The 17,107-nt window shown below is 69.1% G+C and carries 18 protein-coding genes; 12 read left to right on the top strand and 6 right to left on the bottom strand.

The annotated features are described in order from the left end of the window. The first annotated feature begins 11 nt into the window (after positions 1-11). Together ASD65_RS10335 and ASD65_RS10330 are read left to right on the top strand one after the other, a co-directional pair. The gene (locus ASD65_RS10335; protein ID WP_056222095.1) at positions 12-761 is read left to right on the top strand and encodes an IclR family transcriptional regulator; all 750 of its coding nucleotides are present in this window, start codon (positions 12-14) and stop codon (positions 759-761) included. Positions 762-876: 115 nt separating this feature from the next. Then, entirely contained in the window at positions 877-1,737 is an 861-nt protein-coding gene (locus tag ASD65_RS10330) for a fumarylacetoacetate hydrolase family protein (RefSeq protein ID WP_056222092.1), read from the top strand. Between the two features lie 126 nt (positions 1,738-1,863). Here ASD65_RS10330 and ASD65_RS10325 read toward each other — a convergent pair whose 3' ends face one another. Beyond that, on the bottom strand, positions 1,864-3,231 hold the full coding sequence (locus ASD65_RS10325; protein WP_162248489.1) for an MFS transporter: 1,368 nt from the start codon (positions 3,229-3,231) through the stop codon (positions 1,864-1,866). An 89-nt stretch (positions 3,232-3,320) separates the two neighbouring features. Here ASD65_RS10325 and ASD65_RS10320 point away from each other — a divergent pair, with 89 nt between their 5' ends. Beyond that, the gene (locus ASD65_RS10320) at positions 3,321-4,166 is read left to right on the top strand and encodes a LysR substrate-binding domain-containing protein (RefSeq protein ID WP_056222083.1); all 846 of its coding nucleotides are present in this window, start codon (positions 3,321-3,323) and stop codon (positions 4,164-4,166) included. Between the two features lie 58 nt (positions 4,167-4,224). Here ASD65_RS10320 and ASD65_RS10315 read toward each other — a convergent pair whose 3' ends face one another. Further along, a complete protein-coding gene (locus ASD65_RS10315) occupies positions 4,225-4,908 on the bottom strand; it encodes an aquaporin (protein WP_056222079.1) in 684 nt (227 codons plus the stop codon). Then, positions 4,905-5,255 (bottom strand): ArsR/SmtB family transcription factor, encoded by a 351-nt coding sequence (locus ASD65_RS10310; protein WP_056222074.1) that lies wholly within the window; start codon positions 5,253-5,255, stop codon positions 4,905-4,907. The genes ASD65_RS10315 and ASD65_RS10310 overlap by 4 nt, the downstream gene beginning before the upstream one ends. A gap of 87 nt (positions 5,256-5,342) precedes the next feature. Between ASD65_RS10310 and ASD65_RS10305 the strand changes: the two genes are divergently transcribed. The 5 genes from ASD65_RS10305 (at position 5,343) to ASD65_RS10285 (ending at position 8,846) form a co-directional block, all read left to right on the top strand. After that, positions 5,343-6,662, top strand: coding sequence for an NAD(P)-binding domain-containing protein (locus tag ASD65_RS10305; protein ID WP_056222071.1), 1,320 nt, complete (start codon positions 5,343-5,345; stop codon positions 6,660-6,662). After that, entirely contained in the window at positions 6,650-7,171 is a 522-nt protein-coding gene (locus tag ASD65_RS10300; protein WP_056222068.1) for a GNAT family N-acetyltransferase, read from the top strand. The genes ASD65_RS10305 and ASD65_RS10300 overlap by 13 nt, the downstream gene beginning before the upstream one ends. A 4-nt stretch (positions 7,172-7,175) precedes the next feature. Further along, positions 7,176-7,478, top strand: a complete 303-nt coding sequence (locus tag ASD65_RS10295; protein WP_056222065.1) for a hypothetical protein — start codon at positions 7,176-7,178, stop codon at positions 7,476-7,478. Between the two features lie 10 nt (positions 7,479-7,488). After that, positions 7,489-8,373 (top strand): metalloregulator ArsR/SmtB family transcription factor, encoded by an 885-nt coding sequence (locus ASD65_RS10290; RefSeq protein ID WP_082561683.1) that lies wholly within the window; start codon positions 7,489-7,491, stop codon positions 8,371-8,373. A gap of 68 nt (positions 8,374-8,441) precedes the next feature. Beyond that, positions 8,442-8,846 carry an arsenate reductase ArsC gene (locus ASD65_RS10285; protein WP_056222063.1) on the top strand — a complete coding sequence of 135 codons (405 nt, stop codon included), beginning with the start codon at positions 8,442-8,444 and terminating at the stop codon, positions 8,844-8,846. Between the two features lie 27 nt (positions 8,847-8,873). Here ASD65_RS10285 and ASD65_RS10280 read toward each other — a convergent pair whose 3' ends face one another. Beyond that, on the bottom strand, positions 8,874-10,247 hold the full coding sequence (locus ASD65_RS10280; protein WP_056222060.1) for an NAD(P)-binding protein: 1,374 nt from the start codon (positions 10,245-10,247) through the stop codon (positions 8,874-8,876). Positions 10,248-10,440: 193 nt separating this feature from the next. On the opposite strand from ASD65_RS10280, the gene ASD65_RS10275 reads away from it, so the two are divergent. Then, positions 10,441-11,088, top strand: a complete 648-nt coding sequence (locus tag ASD65_RS10275) for an isocitrate lyase/PEP mutase family protein (RefSeq protein ID WP_056222050.1) — start codon at positions 10,441-10,443, stop codon at positions 11,086-11,088. Between the two features lie 78 nt (positions 11,089-11,166). Continuing rightward, a complete protein-coding gene (locus ASD65_RS19025; RefSeq protein WP_156378833.1) occupies positions 11,167-11,403 on the top strand; it encodes a hypothetical protein in 237 nt (78 codons plus the stop codon). Between the two features lie 6 nt (positions 11,404-11,409). Here ASD65_RS19025 and ASD65_RS10270 read toward each other — a convergent pair whose 3' ends face one another. Both ASD65_RS10270 and ASD65_RS10265 read right to left on the bottom strand, forming a co-directional pair. Further along, positions 11,410-13,377, bottom strand: coding sequence for an ABC1 kinase family protein (locus ASD65_RS10270; protein WP_056222049.1), 1,968 nt, complete (start codon positions 13,375-13,377; stop codon positions 11,410-11,412). Positions 13,378-13,466: 89 nt separating this feature from the next. Beyond that, positions 13,467-13,958: a GbsR/MarR family transcriptional regulator gene (locus ASD65_RS10265; RefSeq protein WP_056222046.1), complete on the bottom strand. Its 492-nt coding sequence runs from the start codon at positions 13,956-13,958 to the stop codon at positions 13,467-13,469. 110 nt (positions 13,959-14,068) lie between these two features. On the opposite strand from ASD65_RS10265, the gene ASD65_RS10260 reads away from it, so the two are divergent. Both ASD65_RS10260 and ASD65_RS10255 read left to right on the top strand, forming a co-directional pair. Next, positions 14,069-15,631, top strand: a complete 1,563-nt coding sequence (locus ASD65_RS10260; RefSeq protein ID WP_056222043.1) for a GMC family oxidoreductase — start codon at positions 14,069-14,071, stop codon at positions 15,629-15,631. Next, positions 15,628-17,073: an aldehyde dehydrogenase family protein gene (locus ASD65_RS10255; protein WP_056222040.1), complete on the top strand. Its 1,446-nt coding sequence runs from the start codon at positions 15,628-15,630 to the stop codon at positions 17,071-17,073. The genes ASD65_RS10260 and ASD65_RS10255 overlap by 4 nt, the downstream gene beginning before the upstream one ends. Positions 17,074-17,107 lie beyond the last annotated feature (34 nt).

Genomic DNA, 17,107 nt, shown 5'->3' with positions numbered 1-17,107 from the left:
GAGAGCACGTCATGAGCGAGGCGAACTACTCGATCAGGTCGGTGCAGCGCGTCTGCGACATCCTCGATCTCGTTCAAGCGAATCCCGACGGACTGAGCCTGATGGACTTCGCACAGGCCACGGAGCTGCCCAAGAGTTCGGTGTTCCGGTACCTGGCGACCCTGGAAGGTCGCGGATACGTGGAACGCAACGGAGACGGCGACTACCGGATGGGCCTCGCGCTGAGCGGGGATCGCATCGACACCGTCGCCCGACGCCTGCTCCCCCAACTGGAATACCTGCGCGACACCCTTGGCGAGACGGTCAACCTCGGCCTCCTCGACGGCACCCGCGTCGCCTACCTGGAGATCGTCGAGAGCAAGGCCTCGATACGCAATGCGCCACGTGCCGGCGATCGCGAGGTCATCCATGCGACTGCGCTCGGCAAGGTGCTGGCCGCGAAGCTGCCATCCAGCATGGTGGAGTCGATACTCGCGCAGGAGGGGATGGCGCGCTCTACCGAGCACACCATCACGACCGTGCCCGCGTTCATGGCCGAACTCGAGAAAGTGCGCGAGCAGGGCTACGCCGTGGACGACGAGGAGAACGAGATCGGCGGCCGATGCGTCGCGGTCGCCGTGCCGAGCATGACCCTTCCGGTGGCGGTGAGCCTGTCCGCCCCGACCAGCAGGCTCTCCCGCGAGGATGTCGCGCGCGTGGCGGAAACCATGAAGGCCGTCGTCGCCCGCGCCGCCGCGTTCGCGGAGACAGACCAGTCTTGACGGACGACAACGCCACGACCGGATGACTCCAGCCGGGCCCTCGGGCCACGGTGCTGGATGCTCGTCCGTGTTCGGCGGACGCAACTCGACGTAAGAAAGAAGAGGGATCACCACGATGAGGATCATGCGGATCGGGGCGTTCGGTGCCGAGCGTGCGGCGGTCGCCGTAGGGGATGACGCATTCGTCGACGTATCGGATGTCGTCGCCGAGGTGGACGGCGTCTGGCTCGCCGCCGGGGGGATCGCGGCGCTGGAACCCATCGTCGCCGACCGGGTCGCGGCCGGGTCGATCCGACCGTTGGGTGACGCGCGCATCGGTGCGCCGTTCGCACGGCCGCAGCAGATCCTGTGCATCGGCCTGAACTACCGTAAGCACGCGATCGAGACGGGCGCCGCGATCCCCGAGGAGCCGATCCTCTTCACGAAGGCGCCCAACACCCTTGTCGGACCGAACGACGACGTGCAGATCCCGCGGGGGGCATCGAAGACAGACTGGGAGGTAGAGCTCGGCATTGTGATCGGCTCGCGATCCAGCTACCTGGATACCGACGAGGAGGCTCGAGCGGCGATCGCCGGCTACGTCGTGTGCAACGACGTGAGCGAACGGGCGTTCCAGCTCGAGCGCGGCGGGCAGTGGACGAAGGGCAAGTCGGCCGAGACGTTCAACCCGGCCGGACCGTGGCTGGTCACCCCGGACGAAGTGGGTGACGTGAACGATCTTGAGCTCTGGCTGAACGTGAACGGCGAGCGGAAGCAGACCGGCTCGACCACGGACCTCATCTTCGATCCGTTCTTCATCGTGCGGTACCTCAGTCAGTTCATGGTCCTGGAGCCGGGCGACCTCATCAACACGGGCACCCCGCACGGCGTCGGGATGGGGATGACCCCACAGCAATGGCTAAAGCCGGGCGACATCATCGAGCTCGGGATCACCAGCCTCGGCCAGCAACGCCAGAGGGTGCTCCCACCTCGCTGACGACCCCTGGGCGCGCGTGGTGGTGTGCCATCTTCGCTGTCGAGTGTCCCTGAGCGCCACAGGCGCGGACGCCGTGCGCGCGGCGATCGGGACAGGGTCGACCGCCGGCGCACCGCAACCCGCGAGTCAGGAAAGGCCGGGACGGGATCCGACGAGGTCGGCGACCGGCCCGACGGGCGTGCGGGGAACGATCCGGATCAGCCGGCGCGGCCGGCGGAGGTCGATGCGTAGCCGGAGTTCGCGTGAGCGCATGACCACAATGCCCAGCACGCACGCGGCCACGAGCGGTATGCCGCCGGCAAGCGCAAACGCTGTGTGCAGCCCGACGCTCTCGGCGACCCAGCCGATCAGGAGTGGGCCGACGCACTGACCAGCGGCAACGATCGCGAAGTACAGCGCAGCGACCCGGCCGCGCATCGACGGGTTCGCCGAGAGTTGGAAGAGCGCCTCGATCCCCGTCACGCAGAGGATGCGTGTGGCTGAGAGGCATACGATCGCAACGAGGAACAAGGGTTCGGTGAACGCTGCAGCGGTCGCGAGCATGGTCGCTCCGAAGACGATCGCGCAGGTTAGCACCGACCGCATCCCGATGGAGCGGCGGCCCATCGAGACGACGGCGCCGAGGATGGCTCCGGCGGAGCTCACGGCGAAGTACAGTCCGTATCCGGCCGCGCCGCTGTCGAAGCCGACGTCGCGCGCCGCCGCTGCGTACAGCACAGTGTGCGTCATGCCGAAGGTCGCGATGAACGCGATGAGGATCAGCGACCATCGGATCGTCGGCTTGCGATACGCGTAGTGAATCCCTGCACGCATTCCGGACCGGCCGCCCGCCCGAGCCACAGGCTGGAGCTCGGATGTGCGGACGCACGCGAGCATGCCCCACGCGATCACCGCGAGCAGGAGCGCGAATGCCACCGCCCATCGTGCCCCGAAGACGGCGATGAGTATGCCGCTGCCCGCCGCGCCGATGAGCGACGCCACGTGCAGGGCCGTGGCGTTCAATCCAATGGCCGCCTGCAGCCGATTCGGCGGGACGATCTGCGTGACCAGCGCACTACGCGCCGGAGATTCGGCGACCGCGGCCAACCCCGACACCGCCGCCAACGCGTAGATGTGCCAGACCTGCAAGGCGTTCAGCATGAGCAGCAACATGAGCACGAGCAGTCCGGCGACGGTCATTGTCTGCGCGATGCGGGCGATGCGCAGCCGGGGAAATCTGTCGGTGAGGACCCCGCCCCACAGACCGAGAAGTAGTATCGGCGCGAACTGGAAGGTCACCGCCAACCCCACGGCTGCGACGCTCTGGGTCATCTCCAGCAGGATCCAGTCCTGGGTGATGCGCGAGATCCAGGCCGCCATGAACCCCGTGAACATCGATGCGAGGAGGAAGCGGTAGTTGCGGATCGCCAATGTGTGGCGCGCTCCGCGCCATCCGGGAGAACCCGCGACGGGGATCGGCTCCGTTGCCGGGCTGGGTTCCTGCATCATCGCCATGGTCATTTCAGGCTAGGGTCGCCGGATGCTCGTCATTCGCTCGTGGCATGATTGGCAAACCACTTATTCGATTGTCGAATGGAGTCGAGATGTTCGACCCCGTGCTGCTGCGCACATTCGTGGCATTGGCCGAGACGCGGAGCTTCACACGGGCGGCAGCGCAGCTGCAGATCAGCCAGCCGACGGTCAGCCAGCAGATCAGGCGCCTCGAGGCCGCGGCCCGACGGGCTCTCGTCGCGAGGGACTCGCGGACGGTGGAACTGACCGACAACGGAGAGGCCATGCTCGGGTTTGCGCGCGAGATCCTCGCGGCGCATGACGCGGCGGCCGCCTACTTCGACACCTCGGCGATGCGGGGCCGAGTGCGATTCGGCTCGGCCGATGACCTCGCGCTCACGGAGCTGCCGCAGATCCTTCGGGAGTTCCGGCGCGTCCACCCTCAGATCGATCTCTCGCTCACCGTCGGGCAGAGCGCCGCGCTGGTGAAGCGGCTCCAGGCCGGGCAGTTCGACCTCGTTTACGTCAAGCAGGAGCCGGGGCTGCCCACGGGTCATCTCGTGCGACGCGATCGGCACATCTGGGTGTCGCACGAAGACACCCGCGTCGATCTCGACGCGCCTGTGCCGCTGATCGCGTATCCTGCGCCGAGCCACTCCCGCGCGGCTGCCATCCAGACGCTCGAGTCGGTCGGGCGCAATTGGCGCATCACCTGCAATGTCCGCGATGTCAACGGTGCGCTCGCCGCGGTCCGCGCCGGGATCGGCATCGCCGTGCTGCCGCAGGCGATGGTGCCCGCCGATCTGGTGCCGGCCAGTCCTACTCTCGGGCTGCCGCAGCTCGGCGAGATCGACTTCACGCTGCTGACGAACCCGCGATCGGCAGGCGGGCCGGTCGAAGCCCTCGTCGCGGCGATCATCCGTCGGGCGGCGAAGTGAGAGCCTGAGACGACCGGGCCGCCTCTGCGCGATCGCCCCGGGGATGGCGGCGGCCGTGTCAGGCGGCGGCAGGATCCTGTGCGACGGGAAACAAGGATCGGACCAGCATCCATCCGATCACGCCGCCCACCAGTTGCGCGCCGATGAAGGGCAGGACGGATGCCGGAGCGATGCCGGCGAAGGTGTCGCTGAACGCTCGGCCGATGGTGATCGCCGGGTTGGCGAAGCTGGTCGATGAGGTGAAGAAGTACGCGGCACCGATGTAGGCGCCGACGGCGGGTGCGGCGAGATGGGCGCGACCGGTCCGAACGAGGGCGAAGATCACCAGCACCAGCCCGGCGGTGGCGACGACCTCTGCCAGCAGGTGAGGCCAGTCGGCCCGTTCCGTGGTGCTCCAGGCGATCGCCGGTTCGGCGAACATGAGGTTCGCGAGGACGGCGCCCCCGATGCATCCGAGGATCTGAGTCGGAACGTACGCCGCTGTGATGCCCGCGCTCTTGCGGTGAAGCAGCGCATCGACGAGGGAGACCACTGGATTGAAGTGCGCGCCGGACACGGTCTGGAAGACCAGGATCAGCACGGCGAGGCCGAGCGCGGTGGCGAAGGCGTTCTCGAAGAGCTGCAGTCCGACATCGCCGGGCGAAAGCCGCTGTGCGGCGATTCCGGAGCCGACCACGACCGCGGCCAGCAGCGCGCTGCCGAGGAATTCGCCGGCGAGGGCGCGGGCGTTCGCCGGGCTCACGAGGCGACGAGGAGCTGCGAGATTCGGTCGAGCGCGCCGGGGACGAGCTTGTAGTACGCCCACGTGCCGCGCTTGCTGCGCTCGAGGAATCCTGCCGTGGTGAGCACCTTCAGGTGGTGCGAGACCGTCGGCTGACTGAGTCCGACCGGTTCGATCAGATCGCAGACACACGCTTCTGCACCCTCCGAGGCCGCCACGATCGACAGCAGGCGCAGGCGTGCCGGGTCGGCGAGGGCCTTCAGGGTCGTCGCGAGTTGGTCGGCTTCGGCCGCGGTGAGCGGCTCGCGCACGAGCGACGCGCAGCAGGAACCGGCAGTGACGTCGGTCACCTCGAGCATCGTGGTCATGCATCGATCATAGTCGATATTGACAGGTATCAATAGATGGCTGCACAATTGAGCATCGATGTTCATCGATATCCATTGGAGGCTGTTGTGACCCTGCTAGATCTGACTCCCCACGTTGCGACGAACGATCGTTCGACGAAACTGCCGGTCGCGATCATCGGTGCCGGTCCGGTCGGCCTGGCCGCCGCTGCTCATCTGGTCGAACGCGGCATCGACTTCGTCATTTTCGAAGTGGGCGACTCCGCGGCGGCCAGCGTCCGCCAGTGGGGCCACACGCGCCTCTTCTCGCCGTGGAAGCACCTCGTGGATCCCGCGGCGAGCCGGCTCCTGGAGCAGCATGGGTGGCAGCTGCCGGATCCGGAGCGCGCACCGACGGGCACGGAGCTGGTGGAGAAGTACGTCGCGCCACTCGCCGACCTCGAGCCGATCTCAACCCGGTTGCGCACCGGCGTCGAGGTCCTCGGCGTGACCCGCGAAGGCATGGACCGCACCCGCACCCGGGCCAGGTTCGCGGCCGCGTTCGCTGTGCGCATCCGCACCACCGACGGGGACGTCGAAGAGGTGGCGGCCCGTGCGGTGATCGACGCCTCCGGCACCTACCGATCGCCGAACTCGCTCGCCTCGGGCGGACTGGAGCTGCTCGGCATGACCGACATCGCCGACCGGGTCGCTCCTGCGCTCCCGGACGTACGGGGGAGGGATCGCGCGCTGTTCGCGGGGCGCCACACGACCGTGGTCGGGGCGGGACACTCGGCCGCGAACACCCTGCTCGGTCTCGTGGAGCTCGCACGTCAGGAGCCGGGCACGACGGTGACCTGGCTCATCCGCAACGCGCAGGCGGTACGGGTGTCCTCCTCCGCCGACGACGAGCTCGCCGATCGCGCCCGCCTCGGCAGCCGAGTCGATCAGGCCGTCGCTGCCGGGCTCATCACCGTCGTGGACGGGTTCGAGATCATCCGCGGCCGCCGCGCCGACGATGCCGTAGAGCTGGTCGGTCATCGTCGTGGCGAGGTGGTCGTCCATGCCACGGACGTGGTCGTGAACGCGACCGGCTTCCGCCCCGATCTGGACATGCTGCGTGAGATCCGCCTCGAACTCGACGACATCGTCGAGGCCCCCAAGCGACTCGCGCCGCTCATCGATCCGAACGTGCACTCCTGCGGAACGGTCGAGCCGCACGGGTTCCGCGAGCTCACCCACCCGGAGAAGGACTTCTTCATCGTCGGGATGAAGTCGTACGGTCGCGCCCCGACGTTCCTTCTCGCAACCGGTTACGAACAGGTGCGCTCGGTGGCGGCATGGCTGGCCGGTGATGTGGCGTCGGCATCGCACGTCGAGCTCGTCCTGCCCGCGACCGGAGTGTGCTCGACCGACCTCGGAACCGGTGGAGGAGGATGCTGCTCGTGACAGAGATCCGCAGCATGACGGCTTCCGATTGGGCAGGTGTCGAGGAGATCTACCGGCACGGCATCGAAGACGGCGAGGCGACGTTCGAGACCGAGGCACCGAGCTGGGAGGTGTTCGACGCGAGCAAGCTCGCATCACCGCGCCTGGTCGCGGTCGGTGACGATGGGCAGCTGTGGGGATGGGCGGCCGCGTCGCCGGTGTCCGCCCGAGCGGCCTACCGCGGCGTGATCGAACACTCCGTCTACGTGCACCGCGATGCCCGGGGTCGGGGAATCGGACGCCTGCTGCTGAACGCCTTCGTCACCGCCGCGGACGAGTCCGGGTACTGGACCATCCAGTCGAGCATCTTTCCGGAGAACACCCCCAGCCTCCGCGTGCACACCTCCGCCGGCTTCCGGATCATCGGGACACGGGAACGGATCGCCCGCTCGGCTCTCGGCGCGCACGCCGGTTCGTGGCGGGACACCGTCCTGATCGAGCGCCGCAGCACGGTGAACGGCCGCGACTAGAGCAATGGACGACGTGCAGCTCCGGAGGCACAGCACCGCCCCTCGCGTGATGATCCTCGACATCCTCGGCGCCGAGGGCGACCTCGACGACGATCAGATCCTCGCCGCGTGGACCGCTCGTCGGCCCGGGCTGGCCGCTGCGCACGTCCGGCGACTACCGCGCATGCTGGGCGAGATCCTCTGGCGGCTCCTGAACCTCGAGTGGGTCACTCAGATCGACGGACGCTACCGCCTCACCGCACTCGGGCGTCGGGCGTGGGTGCAGGCGCGCGGCGACACCGGCCAGGAGCATCCGTCCGGCGCATAGACTGCGGTCTATGCGTGCCAGTGACAGTCGCCGTGAGCTCACGGTTCTCGGAGATCCGACGCGCGCCCGCATCGTGCAGCTGATCCGTGACTCCGAAGACGGCCGCGCGCTCGTCGGACGGCTCGCCGAGTCACTGAACCTCCGCCAGCCCACGATCAGCCACCACATGAAGGCCCTCGCCGACGAGGGGATCGTCATCCGCCATCCCGAAGGTCGGCGGGTCTGGTACTCCCTGGATCCTCGGCAGATCGAGCGTGTCGACGCCCTGCTCGGCGAGGCGACAGTGCCGGATGCCGAGCCGGACCTGCCGCGCATCGTCGATGATCTCGCCGAGCGCTACCGTGGCTCGTTCAGCCGTGAAACCGTCGAGCGGTACGTCGCCGAGAGCCGCGGGATGCTGCACCCGATGTCGGGTGCGCCGCATCTCGGGTCGCGAGTGGCCGCCTTCGCGACCGTTCGGCTGGACGCCATGGCGAGGGCGCAATCGGCGCACCGGGCGACCCCGGAGGTCCTCTTCGTCTGCGTGCAGAACGCCGGGCGGTCGCAGCTGGCCGCTGGCATCATGCGCCAGCTCGCCGGTGACCGGGTGCTCGTGCACACCGCCGGCTCCGCGCCCGCCGATGCTGTGCGCGCCACGATCGTCACTGCCCTCGATGAGATCGGCGTCCCGCTCGGCGGGGAGTTCCCCAAGCTGCTCACCGATGAGGCCGTGCGTGCCGCGGACGTGGTGGTCACGATGGGATGCGGTGACGTGTGCCCGGTGTTCCCGGGGCGGCGGTATCTCGACTGGGATATCGAGGATCCCGTCGGCAAGCCGCTCGCCGAGGTGCGGGACATCCGCGATGGCATCGAGTCGCGGGTGCGGGCTCTTCTCGCGGAGTTGACCGCCGTCTGATCGTTCACCCTCCGGCCACCAAATAAATAGATCATGATCTATGCTTTCAGCAACGAAAGCGAGCTTCCATGACTGACAAGCCCACCGTCCTGTTCGTGTGCGTCCACAACGCAGGGCGCTCCCAGATGGCCGCCGGCTACCTCCGCGAACTCGGCGGCGGGCAGATCGAGGTCCTCTCCGCAGGCTCGGAGCCGAAGAACCAGATCAACCCGGTGGCAGTCGCCGCGATGGCGGAGGAAGGCCTCGACATCGCCTCGTACACGCCCCAGATCCTCACCGTCGACGCTGTCCGCGAATCGGATGTCGTGATCACGATGGGCTGCGGCGACGCGTGCCCGATCTTCCCCGGGAAGCGCTACGAGGACTGGGAGCTGGATGACCCGGCCGGCCAGGGCATCGAGGCCGTCCGTCCCATCCGCGATGAGATCCGTCGCCGCGTCGGGGTGCTCGTCGGCGAGCTCCTTCCGCGCTGACGCGCACGGGACCGCGCGGTGCGCTGTTCACGCCTGGCGGGCGAATTCCGCGAGCCGGGCGCGCCCCGCACCGATGTGCTCCTTCAGGCGCGTGATCGCCGCAACGACTGCCGGATCGTCGGCGCGGTCGGGCGGAATCCGCGCCGGATTTAGTGCCGTCGCGTTCGACCAGTTACGGAGGTCGGCTTCTGCGGACATCGCCAGTGACGCGTCACCGCCGACCGTCTGCATGGCCGCCCAGTCCGCCGGCGTGTTCGCGTACGGCGACGGCCGGCACACGCGGTTCTTCTCGGCGTCGTCATCGCGAGTGGCTTCGACATAGCCTGCGAGCGCGGCGCCGAAGCAGGGAAAGCCCACCCGCACGGGCTGCGGAGTGATGGCCTCCGGAGCCCAGATCGGACGCAGGCCCGGATACTTCAGGCCCTCGGCCGCGCAGTGCACCACGAGAGTGTCGGAGGAGACGCGCACGTCGCCATCGTCGAAGGTCAGTCGCCCCGGAGCGACCGCGCGCAGGTGACCTCGACGGATGACGTCGTCGACCGTGCGGGCGAGATCCAGCTCCCACGTCGCGAGGGTGGGCGTCTTGGCCATCGTCGGGGTGACGTCGCGATCGATCCGCAGCATGATGCCGGCATCCTCCATCCGAAGGAAGGCGTCTTCGGCGCTGCTCGCCTCCGCGGCCGCGGCCATGGTGTCCGCGGCCATGCCGAGGAAGACGGCCGGATCGGGCTGCACGACCGCGCGGTTGAGCAGCCAGGGGTCGCGTGGGCGCACCCAGGTGATCGCGTTCGGCGGCACGCCGTTCTGCAGCAGCCACACGCAGGTATCGGTAGCCGTCTTGCCGGCCCCGACGATCACGAACCGGTCGGGCGCGTGTGTGATGCGGACGAGGTCGTTGACCGGGATGACGCGCGCGCCGTCGTCGACGGCGAACGGCGGGGGAGTGAGTGCGGGGATGTCGGGTGACAGGTATCGCGAGTCCACCACTCGGGCGCGCGATGCGTGGACGCGGATGCCGCTCAGCGCCGACACGAAGCGGCGATCCCCGAGATACTCGGTGCGACCATGGAAGGTCACGCGACCGGTCGAGCTCAGCCGGGCGAGCACTCGGGCGTAGTACTCGCACACCTCGGCCGCGCTCGCCCGTTCGTGCAGTCCGCGCTCGGGTCCTTCGGCCTGCACCCGGCCGCCACCGAGCAGCGTGGAAGCGACCCCGTAGAACGCGGATGCCTGGTGCAGGCGCACGAACCCGTACGCATCGAGCCAATGTCCGCCCGCTCCGTGGCGCCGGTCGACGATCGCGACCGACACATCGGCCGCCGCGGTGAGCGCGTCGACGAACGCCATGCCCATCGCACCCGCTCCGACGACCAGGTAGTCGACGTCGACGATCGCCTCCATGCGCTCATCAGAGCAGGAGCGGTCGGGGGCGTCAATGGGGGCGGCGGCCGGTGGGCGACTCGTGGACGGACGATGGAGGCAGGAGAGCCGTTTTGCGGATGCCGGCTTCGCAGCGGTCGTGCACCGTCGGGCCCTCTTGACGTGCGCTGCACATCGGGCTCTTAATACTCGGGGACTGTCGATGGGAGATCTGATGGGACTCGAGCGCGAACGCGACGACGCGGTGCCCGACGATCGGGCGGCCGTGCTGCTGGCCCTGCACCATGGCCCCGGGTTCGTCATTCCGAACGCGTGGGACGCCGGATCCGCCCGGATCCTCGCGCAAGTAGGGTTCCCGGCCATCGCCACCACCAGCGCGGGCATCGCCTGGTCGTGCGGGGTTCCGGACGGGGGCGCGCTGGATCTCGACACGATGCTGGAGCACATCGCCCGCATCGTCGCCGCGGTGGACGTACCGGTGAGTGCAGATCTCGAGGCCGGGTACGGCGACACCCCCGACGAGGTCGGTCGGACGGTCGCGCGCGCGGTGGCGCTCGGCGTCGCCGGGGGCAACATCGAGGACACGTTCGGCGGGCGCCTGTTCGACATAGACGAGGCCGCGGATCGGATCGCCGCAGCGCGGGCCGCAGCATCCGCCGGCACGTTCGTCCTGAACGCCCGCACCGACGCGCCGACGCTCTTCTCGCTCGGCGTCGCGCGGGTGAGCCTGGGCGGCAGCCTGGCCCGCACGGCCCTCAGCGGCCTGGAGCGTGCCGGCCGCGAGCTGCTCGAGACCGGCACGCTCGGGTTCCTCGACGGGGCGATCACGTACGCCGATCTGCAGCGCCGATTCGGCGCGTGACCCCCCCCGGGTGTGCCTGGGGGTCGTCGCGAGGCGGCAGCACAGGCCGTGCGCAGGGTCGCCGCCTACCGTAGAGGGATGCGGACCCCGAACCGTCGACGACGTCGCCTGATCGCCCTCGCGGTCGGTCTAGGTACTCCGCTGGTCGCCGCCGTGGGTGTGCGCCTCGCGCTGGACTGGTCGGATTCAATGCCCTACGAGGGCGCCGTCACCGAGCAGCGGTACATCGTCATCGCCTGTCTTGCCGTGGCCTGCGTAGCGGCCTCGACGGTCGCCGCGGTCATCTTGTGGAAGCGAGCCGGCCGAAGCGGGTAGTAGATCTCAGTGCCGCTGCCGGATGCGGAACACGTCGAAGAGCACTCGGAGGGTGAGCAGCCCGGAGAGTACGGCGACGAGGTAGCCGAAGATCTGGAACAGGCTCAACTCGGGGGTGATCTGCGGTCCGCCGTCGCTGATCAACAGCATGGCCGCGATGATGCCGAAGGCGGCGGCCAGTACGGTCGCGGCGATCAGGTTCACCAGACCGTTGATGAGCTCGCGGTCGCGGCGGTCGGCGAAGAGTCGCACGTTGACGCTGAGGCGTCCGTCGGCGAGGGCGCCGGTGAGGCGATCGATCTGCCGCGGGATGCGGCGCACGATCGGGAGCAGTGCCGTCACCTCGTCGCTGAGCGTCGTGAACATCGCCGTCGGGTTGAAGCCCTGCGTGACCCGTTCCGACGCGTACGCGCTCGCCTCGCTGAGGATGTCGAACGTCGGGCTGAGGCGACGCAGTGTTCCTTCGAGGGTGGCGACGGCACGGAAGGCCAAGGCGAGCTCCGAGGGCACGGCGATCCGGTTGGCGGTCAGCATCCGCATCATCTCGGTGAAGACGGTGACATCGATGGATGCGCCGGGCCCGAGTTTGGCCGCGACGAACACGCCGATCTGCCTCCGCAGGGCGGTTTCGTCGATCTCATCCGGCAGCTCGACGAAGCCCAGGAGAGCGTCGGCGAAGGCGCCGGCGTCGCCGCGGTAGAAGGCCAGGAGCACGCCGCCGATCTGGGCGCGCAGCTCGGAGTCGAGACGGCCGACCGAGCCGAAGTCGAGGAGGACGAGCTCGCCGTCGGAGCGCAGGATGATGTTGCCGGGGTGGAGATCGGCGTGGAAGACGCCGTCATCGAGGATCTGTGTGAGCGTCGAGCGCAGCAGCCGCGTGGCCAGCGCGGCGCGTTCGGCGTCGGAGTGTGCATCGAGCGCACGAGAGTCGCTGAGCGTGTCGCCCTCCACGAGCTCGAGCACCAGGACTTTGGAGGTGCAGAGCTCGGGGAAGTGGGCCGGGATGCCGACCCGCTCGGAGGCGGGATGCCGCGCCTGCGTCTCGGCCATGGCGGTCATGTTCCCCGCCTCGATGCGGTAGTCGAGCTCGTCGTGCAGGCTCTCGGCGAAGCTCTCCGCGAGGTCGCGGGCGCCGAGATCCTGTCCCCACGTCGTGGTCTGCTCGAACCGGGTCGCCAGGCGGCGCACGATGTCGAGGTCGCGCTCGACCAGCGGGACGATTCCGGGTCGCTGCACCTTGACGGCCACCGATTGCCCTGCGATAAGCGTGGCCCGGTGCACCTGGCCGATGGATGCCGCAGCGAGCGGCGTCTGGTCGAACGAGGAGAAGAACTGCTCCAGCGGGCCGCCGAGCTCGGTTTCGAGCAGGGTTCGGACATCGGGCCAGGGCGCCGGTGCGACGCGCTGCTGCAGCCGCGCGAGCTCGTCGAGGTACTCCTGCGGGAGCAGGTCGTTGCGGGTCGAGAGCAACTGGCCGAGCTTCACGAATGCCCCACCGGCCTCTTCGAGGGCGCCGCGCAGGGCGCGCGCCTGCTGCGCCCGCTCGGTGCGGCCTGCAGTCGATCGATCGGCGGTGGGACGGACCGCGACGAGGCCGTTGCGGACGGCGATCCGCGACACCTCGGCGTACCTGCGCGTGCGGGAGGCCTGCGCCTTGAGGGACGGGATCCACCTGTCGGGGCGGGGGAGCGAGCCGGACGGCACGAGCAGTTCGGCGATCACGAGGAAGGCGATGGCGACGAGGAAGACGATCCCGATCTGCAGCGGGAGGAGGGCGAGGCTGTAGTCCTGCTTCCCCCACACGAACGCCGATTCGAACCCGAGCTCGGCGGCGAGACCGATGAGTCCCGCCAGCACGAGACGCACGAAGCCGATGTGCACTCCGAGGAAGCGGTTCCCCACCCGGGACAGCACGATCATGAACGCGATCGTGAGAACGAGCATGAGCAGGATATTCAGGAGCACATCGCCCATCGCCACGCCCTTCGTCTGCGCCGCGAGGCGCTCCGGTCACCCTACGCCAGCCCTGTGCGCCGAGGGATCCGTGCGGTCCGACCGGGACGTCAGTCCGCGGCTGGGGCTTCGGTCGACTCGGTGCTGGCGAGCAGGGCGTGCAGGCGGGGCATCGCCGCATCGAGGGTGTCCACGAGCAGTCCGTAGTACCTCGACATGTCGACCATCCGCTCGCGGGCGAAGTCGGGGAGCGACTCTTCATCCTTGACCGTGGCGTCGGCCAGCTCGAGGAGCGAGCGGTCGACGCTGACCTCGTGCTGGAGGCATCCGATCCATGCGTCCTGGCGGTACTCGTACCCGACCTGACGGCCGCCGGGCATCTTGACCCGTCGGATGACGCCGCTGAAACTGAGCAGTCGCGTCACCTGTGAGATGCTCCCCGCGCTGGCGCCGAGTCGTGCGCCGAGCTCCTGCAAGGAGAGGGCACCGTCTGTCAGCATGAGGGTGGCCAGCACCTGCCCCGCGACGGGCGGCCAGCCCATGGCCTGGCCGATTTCGCGACCGAACGCGGCGACCGTCTTGGGCAGCTCGGGTGACGTCATGTCGGTTCCTCGGACTCTTGACAGCATTCAAAACTATGTGAAGACTCAGTCTCACCTGAAGACTGATCCCAGTTTACAGGACGCCGTAGCGACGTCGTCGGAGGAATCACGTGACCAACACTGACATCGTCGTCGTCGGAGCCGGGTCCGCCGGCGCCGCCATCGCCTCCCGCTGCGCGCAGGCTGGGATGAGCGTGCTGCTGATCGAGGCCGGTCGCGACGAGCGATCCGCCGATCTGCCCGCCGAATGGCGTTCCCCGAATCCGGTGCACGGCCTGCTCAGCGAGAGCCGACACGATTATCTCTGGAACGACCTCGTCGCGAGCCGCACCGAGGCGCAGGAGTCCTTCCTCTACTGGCGCGGCCGAGGGCTCGGCGGCAGCTCCGTGGTGAACGGGCAGATCGCGATCCGCCCCTCCGAGCGGGACTTCGAGGAGTGGGCGGCCCTCGGATGCGATGGCTGGAGCTGGCCGGATGTGCTCCCCTACTTCCGTCGCCTCGAAGACGACCTCGAATACGGGTCGGACGTCGCCCACGGCAGCGGCGGGCCGATCCCGATCTACCGCGCACCGCTGTCGGAGTGGGGCGCCGTCGACACGGCACTGCGACTGGCCGCGCTGCAGGCCGGATTCCCGTGGGCGCCCGATGTCAACGCCCCGGGTGCGACCGGGGTGTCGCCCTACCCCATCAACTCGCGCGACCTCCTGCGGGTCACCGCGAACGACGGCTACCTCGAACCGGTGCGCGCGCTGCCGAACCTCCGGATCATCGCCGACAGCATCGTGGACCGCGTCGTGTTCGACGGCGACCGGGCGACCGGCGTCGTGCTCGCCAACGGCGACCGCCACAGCGCAGACCAGGTCGTGCTCGCCGGGGGAGTGATCGGCTCGCCGTCGATCCTGATGCGCTCCGGAATCGGACCCGAGGCGGTGCTGCGCCGCGCCGGTGTGGCCCAGCGCAGCGAGCTGCCGGTCGGACAGGGGATGCAGGACCACCCGCTGATCCTCATCCATGTGCCGCTGCGCGACGGCTTGAAGGCCGGGCCGGAGGACCGCCACACGAACTGCTGCGTGCGGTACTCCAGCGGCGATCCGGGGCTGGAGAACGACATGATGCTCGTCAGCCTGAACCAGAACATGCTGGGCATGAGCGCTGCGGACGCGGGTGCCGGAGCGGGCGCTATCGGGGTCTGGGTCAACCGCGTGTTCTCCCGGGGATCTGTCGAGATCGTCTCGGCGGACCCGACCGTCGACCCGACAGTCCGGGAGAACATGCTCTCCGACGAAGCGGGGTCGGACCTGGCGCGATTGCGCGATGGTGTTCGCCTGTTGCGCGATCTCGCCGACCACCCCTCGTTCGCGGAGATCGTCGACGGCGACCTGTGGGCGGCCAACACCGAGCTCCGCGAGGCCCTGGCGGGCGGCGACCGGCAGCTGGACGCGCACCTGCGCGAGACCGCCGGCGACACCCAGCACGGCACGAGCACGTGCCGGATGGGCGCGGAGGGCGACCCGGACGCGGTCGTGGACCCCCGCGGCGCCGTGTACGGAACGACCGGTCTGATGGTGGCGGATGCCTCGGTGTTCCCCTTCGTCTCCACCTCCAACACCCATCTCGTCTCGGTCATGACCGGCGAGCGCGCTGCTGCGCAGATCCTCGAGGGAGTGCGATGAACGTCGCTGCCGGAACCACCCTGTCGTTCCGCAACTTCATCGGGGGTGCGTGGGGCGACGTCGCGGGCACCGAGCGACGCCCCCTCGTGAGTCCCTTCGACGGGAGCCCGGTCGGTGACCTGCCGATCTCCTCTGCGGAGGACGTCGACGCCGCGGTGCGCGCTGCCGAAGCGGCTCTGCCTGTCTGGTCGGCGCTCCCGATCGCCGACCGCGCCGCCGCACTCCGCGGATTCGCGGCGCGGCTGGGGGAGCACAGCGAGGAGCTGGCCCAGCTGGAGCGCGTCGAGATGGGCAAGCCCGCGGCGATCGGTCAGATGTTCATCGAGGGTGCGATCGGCGGCTTCGAGCGGGGGATCGCCGAGGCCGAGTCCTACGCCTTCGAGACGGTGAACATCCAGCCGGACGGCACTCGCACGACCATCCGGCGCACACCCGTGGGCGTGACCGCGCTGATCGTGCCGTGGAACTTCACGGTTCCGGCGGTTCTCGGCGCCCTCGCTCCGCTGCTGATGTCGGGCAATCCCGTCATCCTCAAGCCGTCTGAGAAGGCGTCGCTGTCGGCCTTGCGGCTGATGGAGCTCGCCGACCTCCCCGCCGGCGTCCTGAGCCTGCTGCTGGGCGACGGCCGCACCGGTGCGATGCTGAACAGTCATCCGGGCATCGCATTGACGCACTTCACCGGCTCGGTGGCCTCGGGTCGCGCGGTCGCCGCGGCCAGCGGGCAGGCGCTGCACCGCTGCATCCTGGAACTGGGTGGGAAGGATGCCGCCGTCATCGACGAAGACGTCGACATCGAGGCGGTCGCCGAAGCCGTCGCCGAGGCGGGATTCGTCAACACCGGCCAGATCTGCACCTCGATCGAGCGCGTGTACGTGCACGAAGCGGTCGCGGAGAGGTTCACGACGGCGCTGGTGCAGCACGCGCAGCGCTTCACCGCCGGCGACCCCGACACCGACTACCCCTCGATGGGGCCGATGGTCGACACCGGGCAGCGCGAGATCGTCCATGCGCACGTGCAGGATGCCGTGGCCCAGGGTGCGCGTGTCGTGGTGGGCGGTGCAGTCCCCGACCGCCTCGGCGCGTTCTACCCGGCGACGGTGCTGACCGGCCTGACCGACGGCATGCGCATCATGAACGAGGAGACCTTCGGTCCCGTCATCCCGGTCGTCACCGTCGCGAGCTTCGACGAGGGCATCCGGCGGGCGCAGCACACCGACTTCGGCCTCGCCGCCACGGTGTACACCGACAACCCGCACCATCAGGCGCTCGCCGCCGACCTCCCGGTCGGGATCGTGTGGATCAACCAGTGGCAGGGCGGCAACGGGCACATCTACGAGCCCGCACGCAACAGCGGCATGGGCGCCACCGGGGGCCACGACGCGTTCGACGCGGCCACCCGCGCGGTCACCGTTGCGGTGGCCCACCCGCCCCGCTCGGCGTGACGGACCGCGTCCGTGCGACGCCGGAAGGAGGAGG

This window comes from Microbacterium sp. Root61, assembly GCF_001427525.1.
Taxonomy (GTDB): Bacteria; Actinomycetota; Actinomycetes; order Actinomycetales; family Microbacteriaceae; genus Microbacterium.
The sequence above is the reverse complement of the archived record's forward strand: the minus strand, read 5'-3'. Positions and strand labels throughout refer to the sequence as shown.

What these genes read in the sequence shown, in the direction of transcription:
- ASD65_RS10335 (WP_056222095.1), top strand. Translation starts at nt 12, where the DNA reads ATGAGCGAGGCGAACTACTCGATCAGGTCGGTGCAGCGCGTCTGCGAC.
- ASD65_RS10330 (WP_056222092.1), top strand. Translation starts at nt 877, where the DNA reads ATGAGGATCATGCGGATCGGGGCGTTCGGTGCCGAGCGTGCGGCGGTC.
- ASD65_RS10325 (WP_162248489.1), bottom strand. Translation starts at nt 3,231, where the DNA reads ATGGCGATGATGCAGGAACCCAGCCCGGCAACGGAGCCGATCCCCGTC.
- ASD65_RS10320 (WP_056222083.1), top strand. Translation starts at nt 3,321, where the DNA reads ATGTTCGACCCCGTGCTGCTGCGCACATTCGTGGCATTGGCCGAGACG.
- ASD65_RS10310 (WP_056222074.1), bottom strand. Translation starts at nt 5,255, where the DNA reads ATGACCACGATGCTCGAGGTGACCGACGTCACTGCCGGTTCCTGCTGC.
- ASD65_RS10300 (WP_056222068.1), top strand. Translation starts at nt 6,650, where the DNA reads ATGCTGCTCGTGACAGAGATCCGCAGCATGACGGCTTCCGATTGGGCA.
- ASD65_RS10295 (WP_056222065.1), top strand. Translation starts at nt 7,176, where the DNA reads ATGGACGACGTGCAGCTCCGGAGGCACAGCACCGCCCCTCGCGTGATG.
- ASD65_RS10290 (WP_082561683.1), top strand. Translation starts at nt 7,489, where the DNA reads ATGCGTGCCAGTGACAGTCGCCGTGAGCTCACGGTTCTCGGAGATCCG.
- ASD65_RS10285 (WP_056222063.1), top strand. Translation starts at nt 8,442, where the DNA reads ATGACTGACAAGCCCACCGTCCTGTTCGTGTGCGTCCACAACGCAGGG.
- ASD65_RS10280 (WP_056222060.1), bottom strand. Translation starts at nt 10,247, where the DNA reads ATGGAGGCGATCGTCGACGTCGACTACCTGGTCGTCGGAGCGGGTGCG.
- ASD65_RS10275 (WP_056222050.1), top strand. Translation starts at nt 10,441, where the DNA reads ATGGGACTCGAGCGCGAACGCGACGACGCGGTGCCCGACGATCGGGCG.
- ASD65_RS19025 (WP_156378833.1), top strand. Translation starts at nt 11,167, where the DNA reads ATGCGGACCCCGAACCGTCGACGACGTCGCCTGATCGCCCTCGCGGTC.
- ASD65_RS10270 (WP_056222049.1), bottom strand. Translation starts at nt 13,377, where the DNA reads ATGGGCGATGTGCTCCTGAATATCCTGCTCATGCTCGTTCTCACGATC.
- ASD65_RS10265 (WP_056222046.1), bottom strand. Translation starts at nt 13,958, where the DNA reads ATGACGTCACCCGAGCTGCCCAAGACGGTCGCCGCGTTCGGTCGCGAA.
- ASD65_RS10255 (WP_056222040.1), top strand. Translation starts at nt 15,628, where the DNA reads ATGAACGTCGCTGCCGGAACCACCCTGTCGTTCCGCAACTTCATCGGG.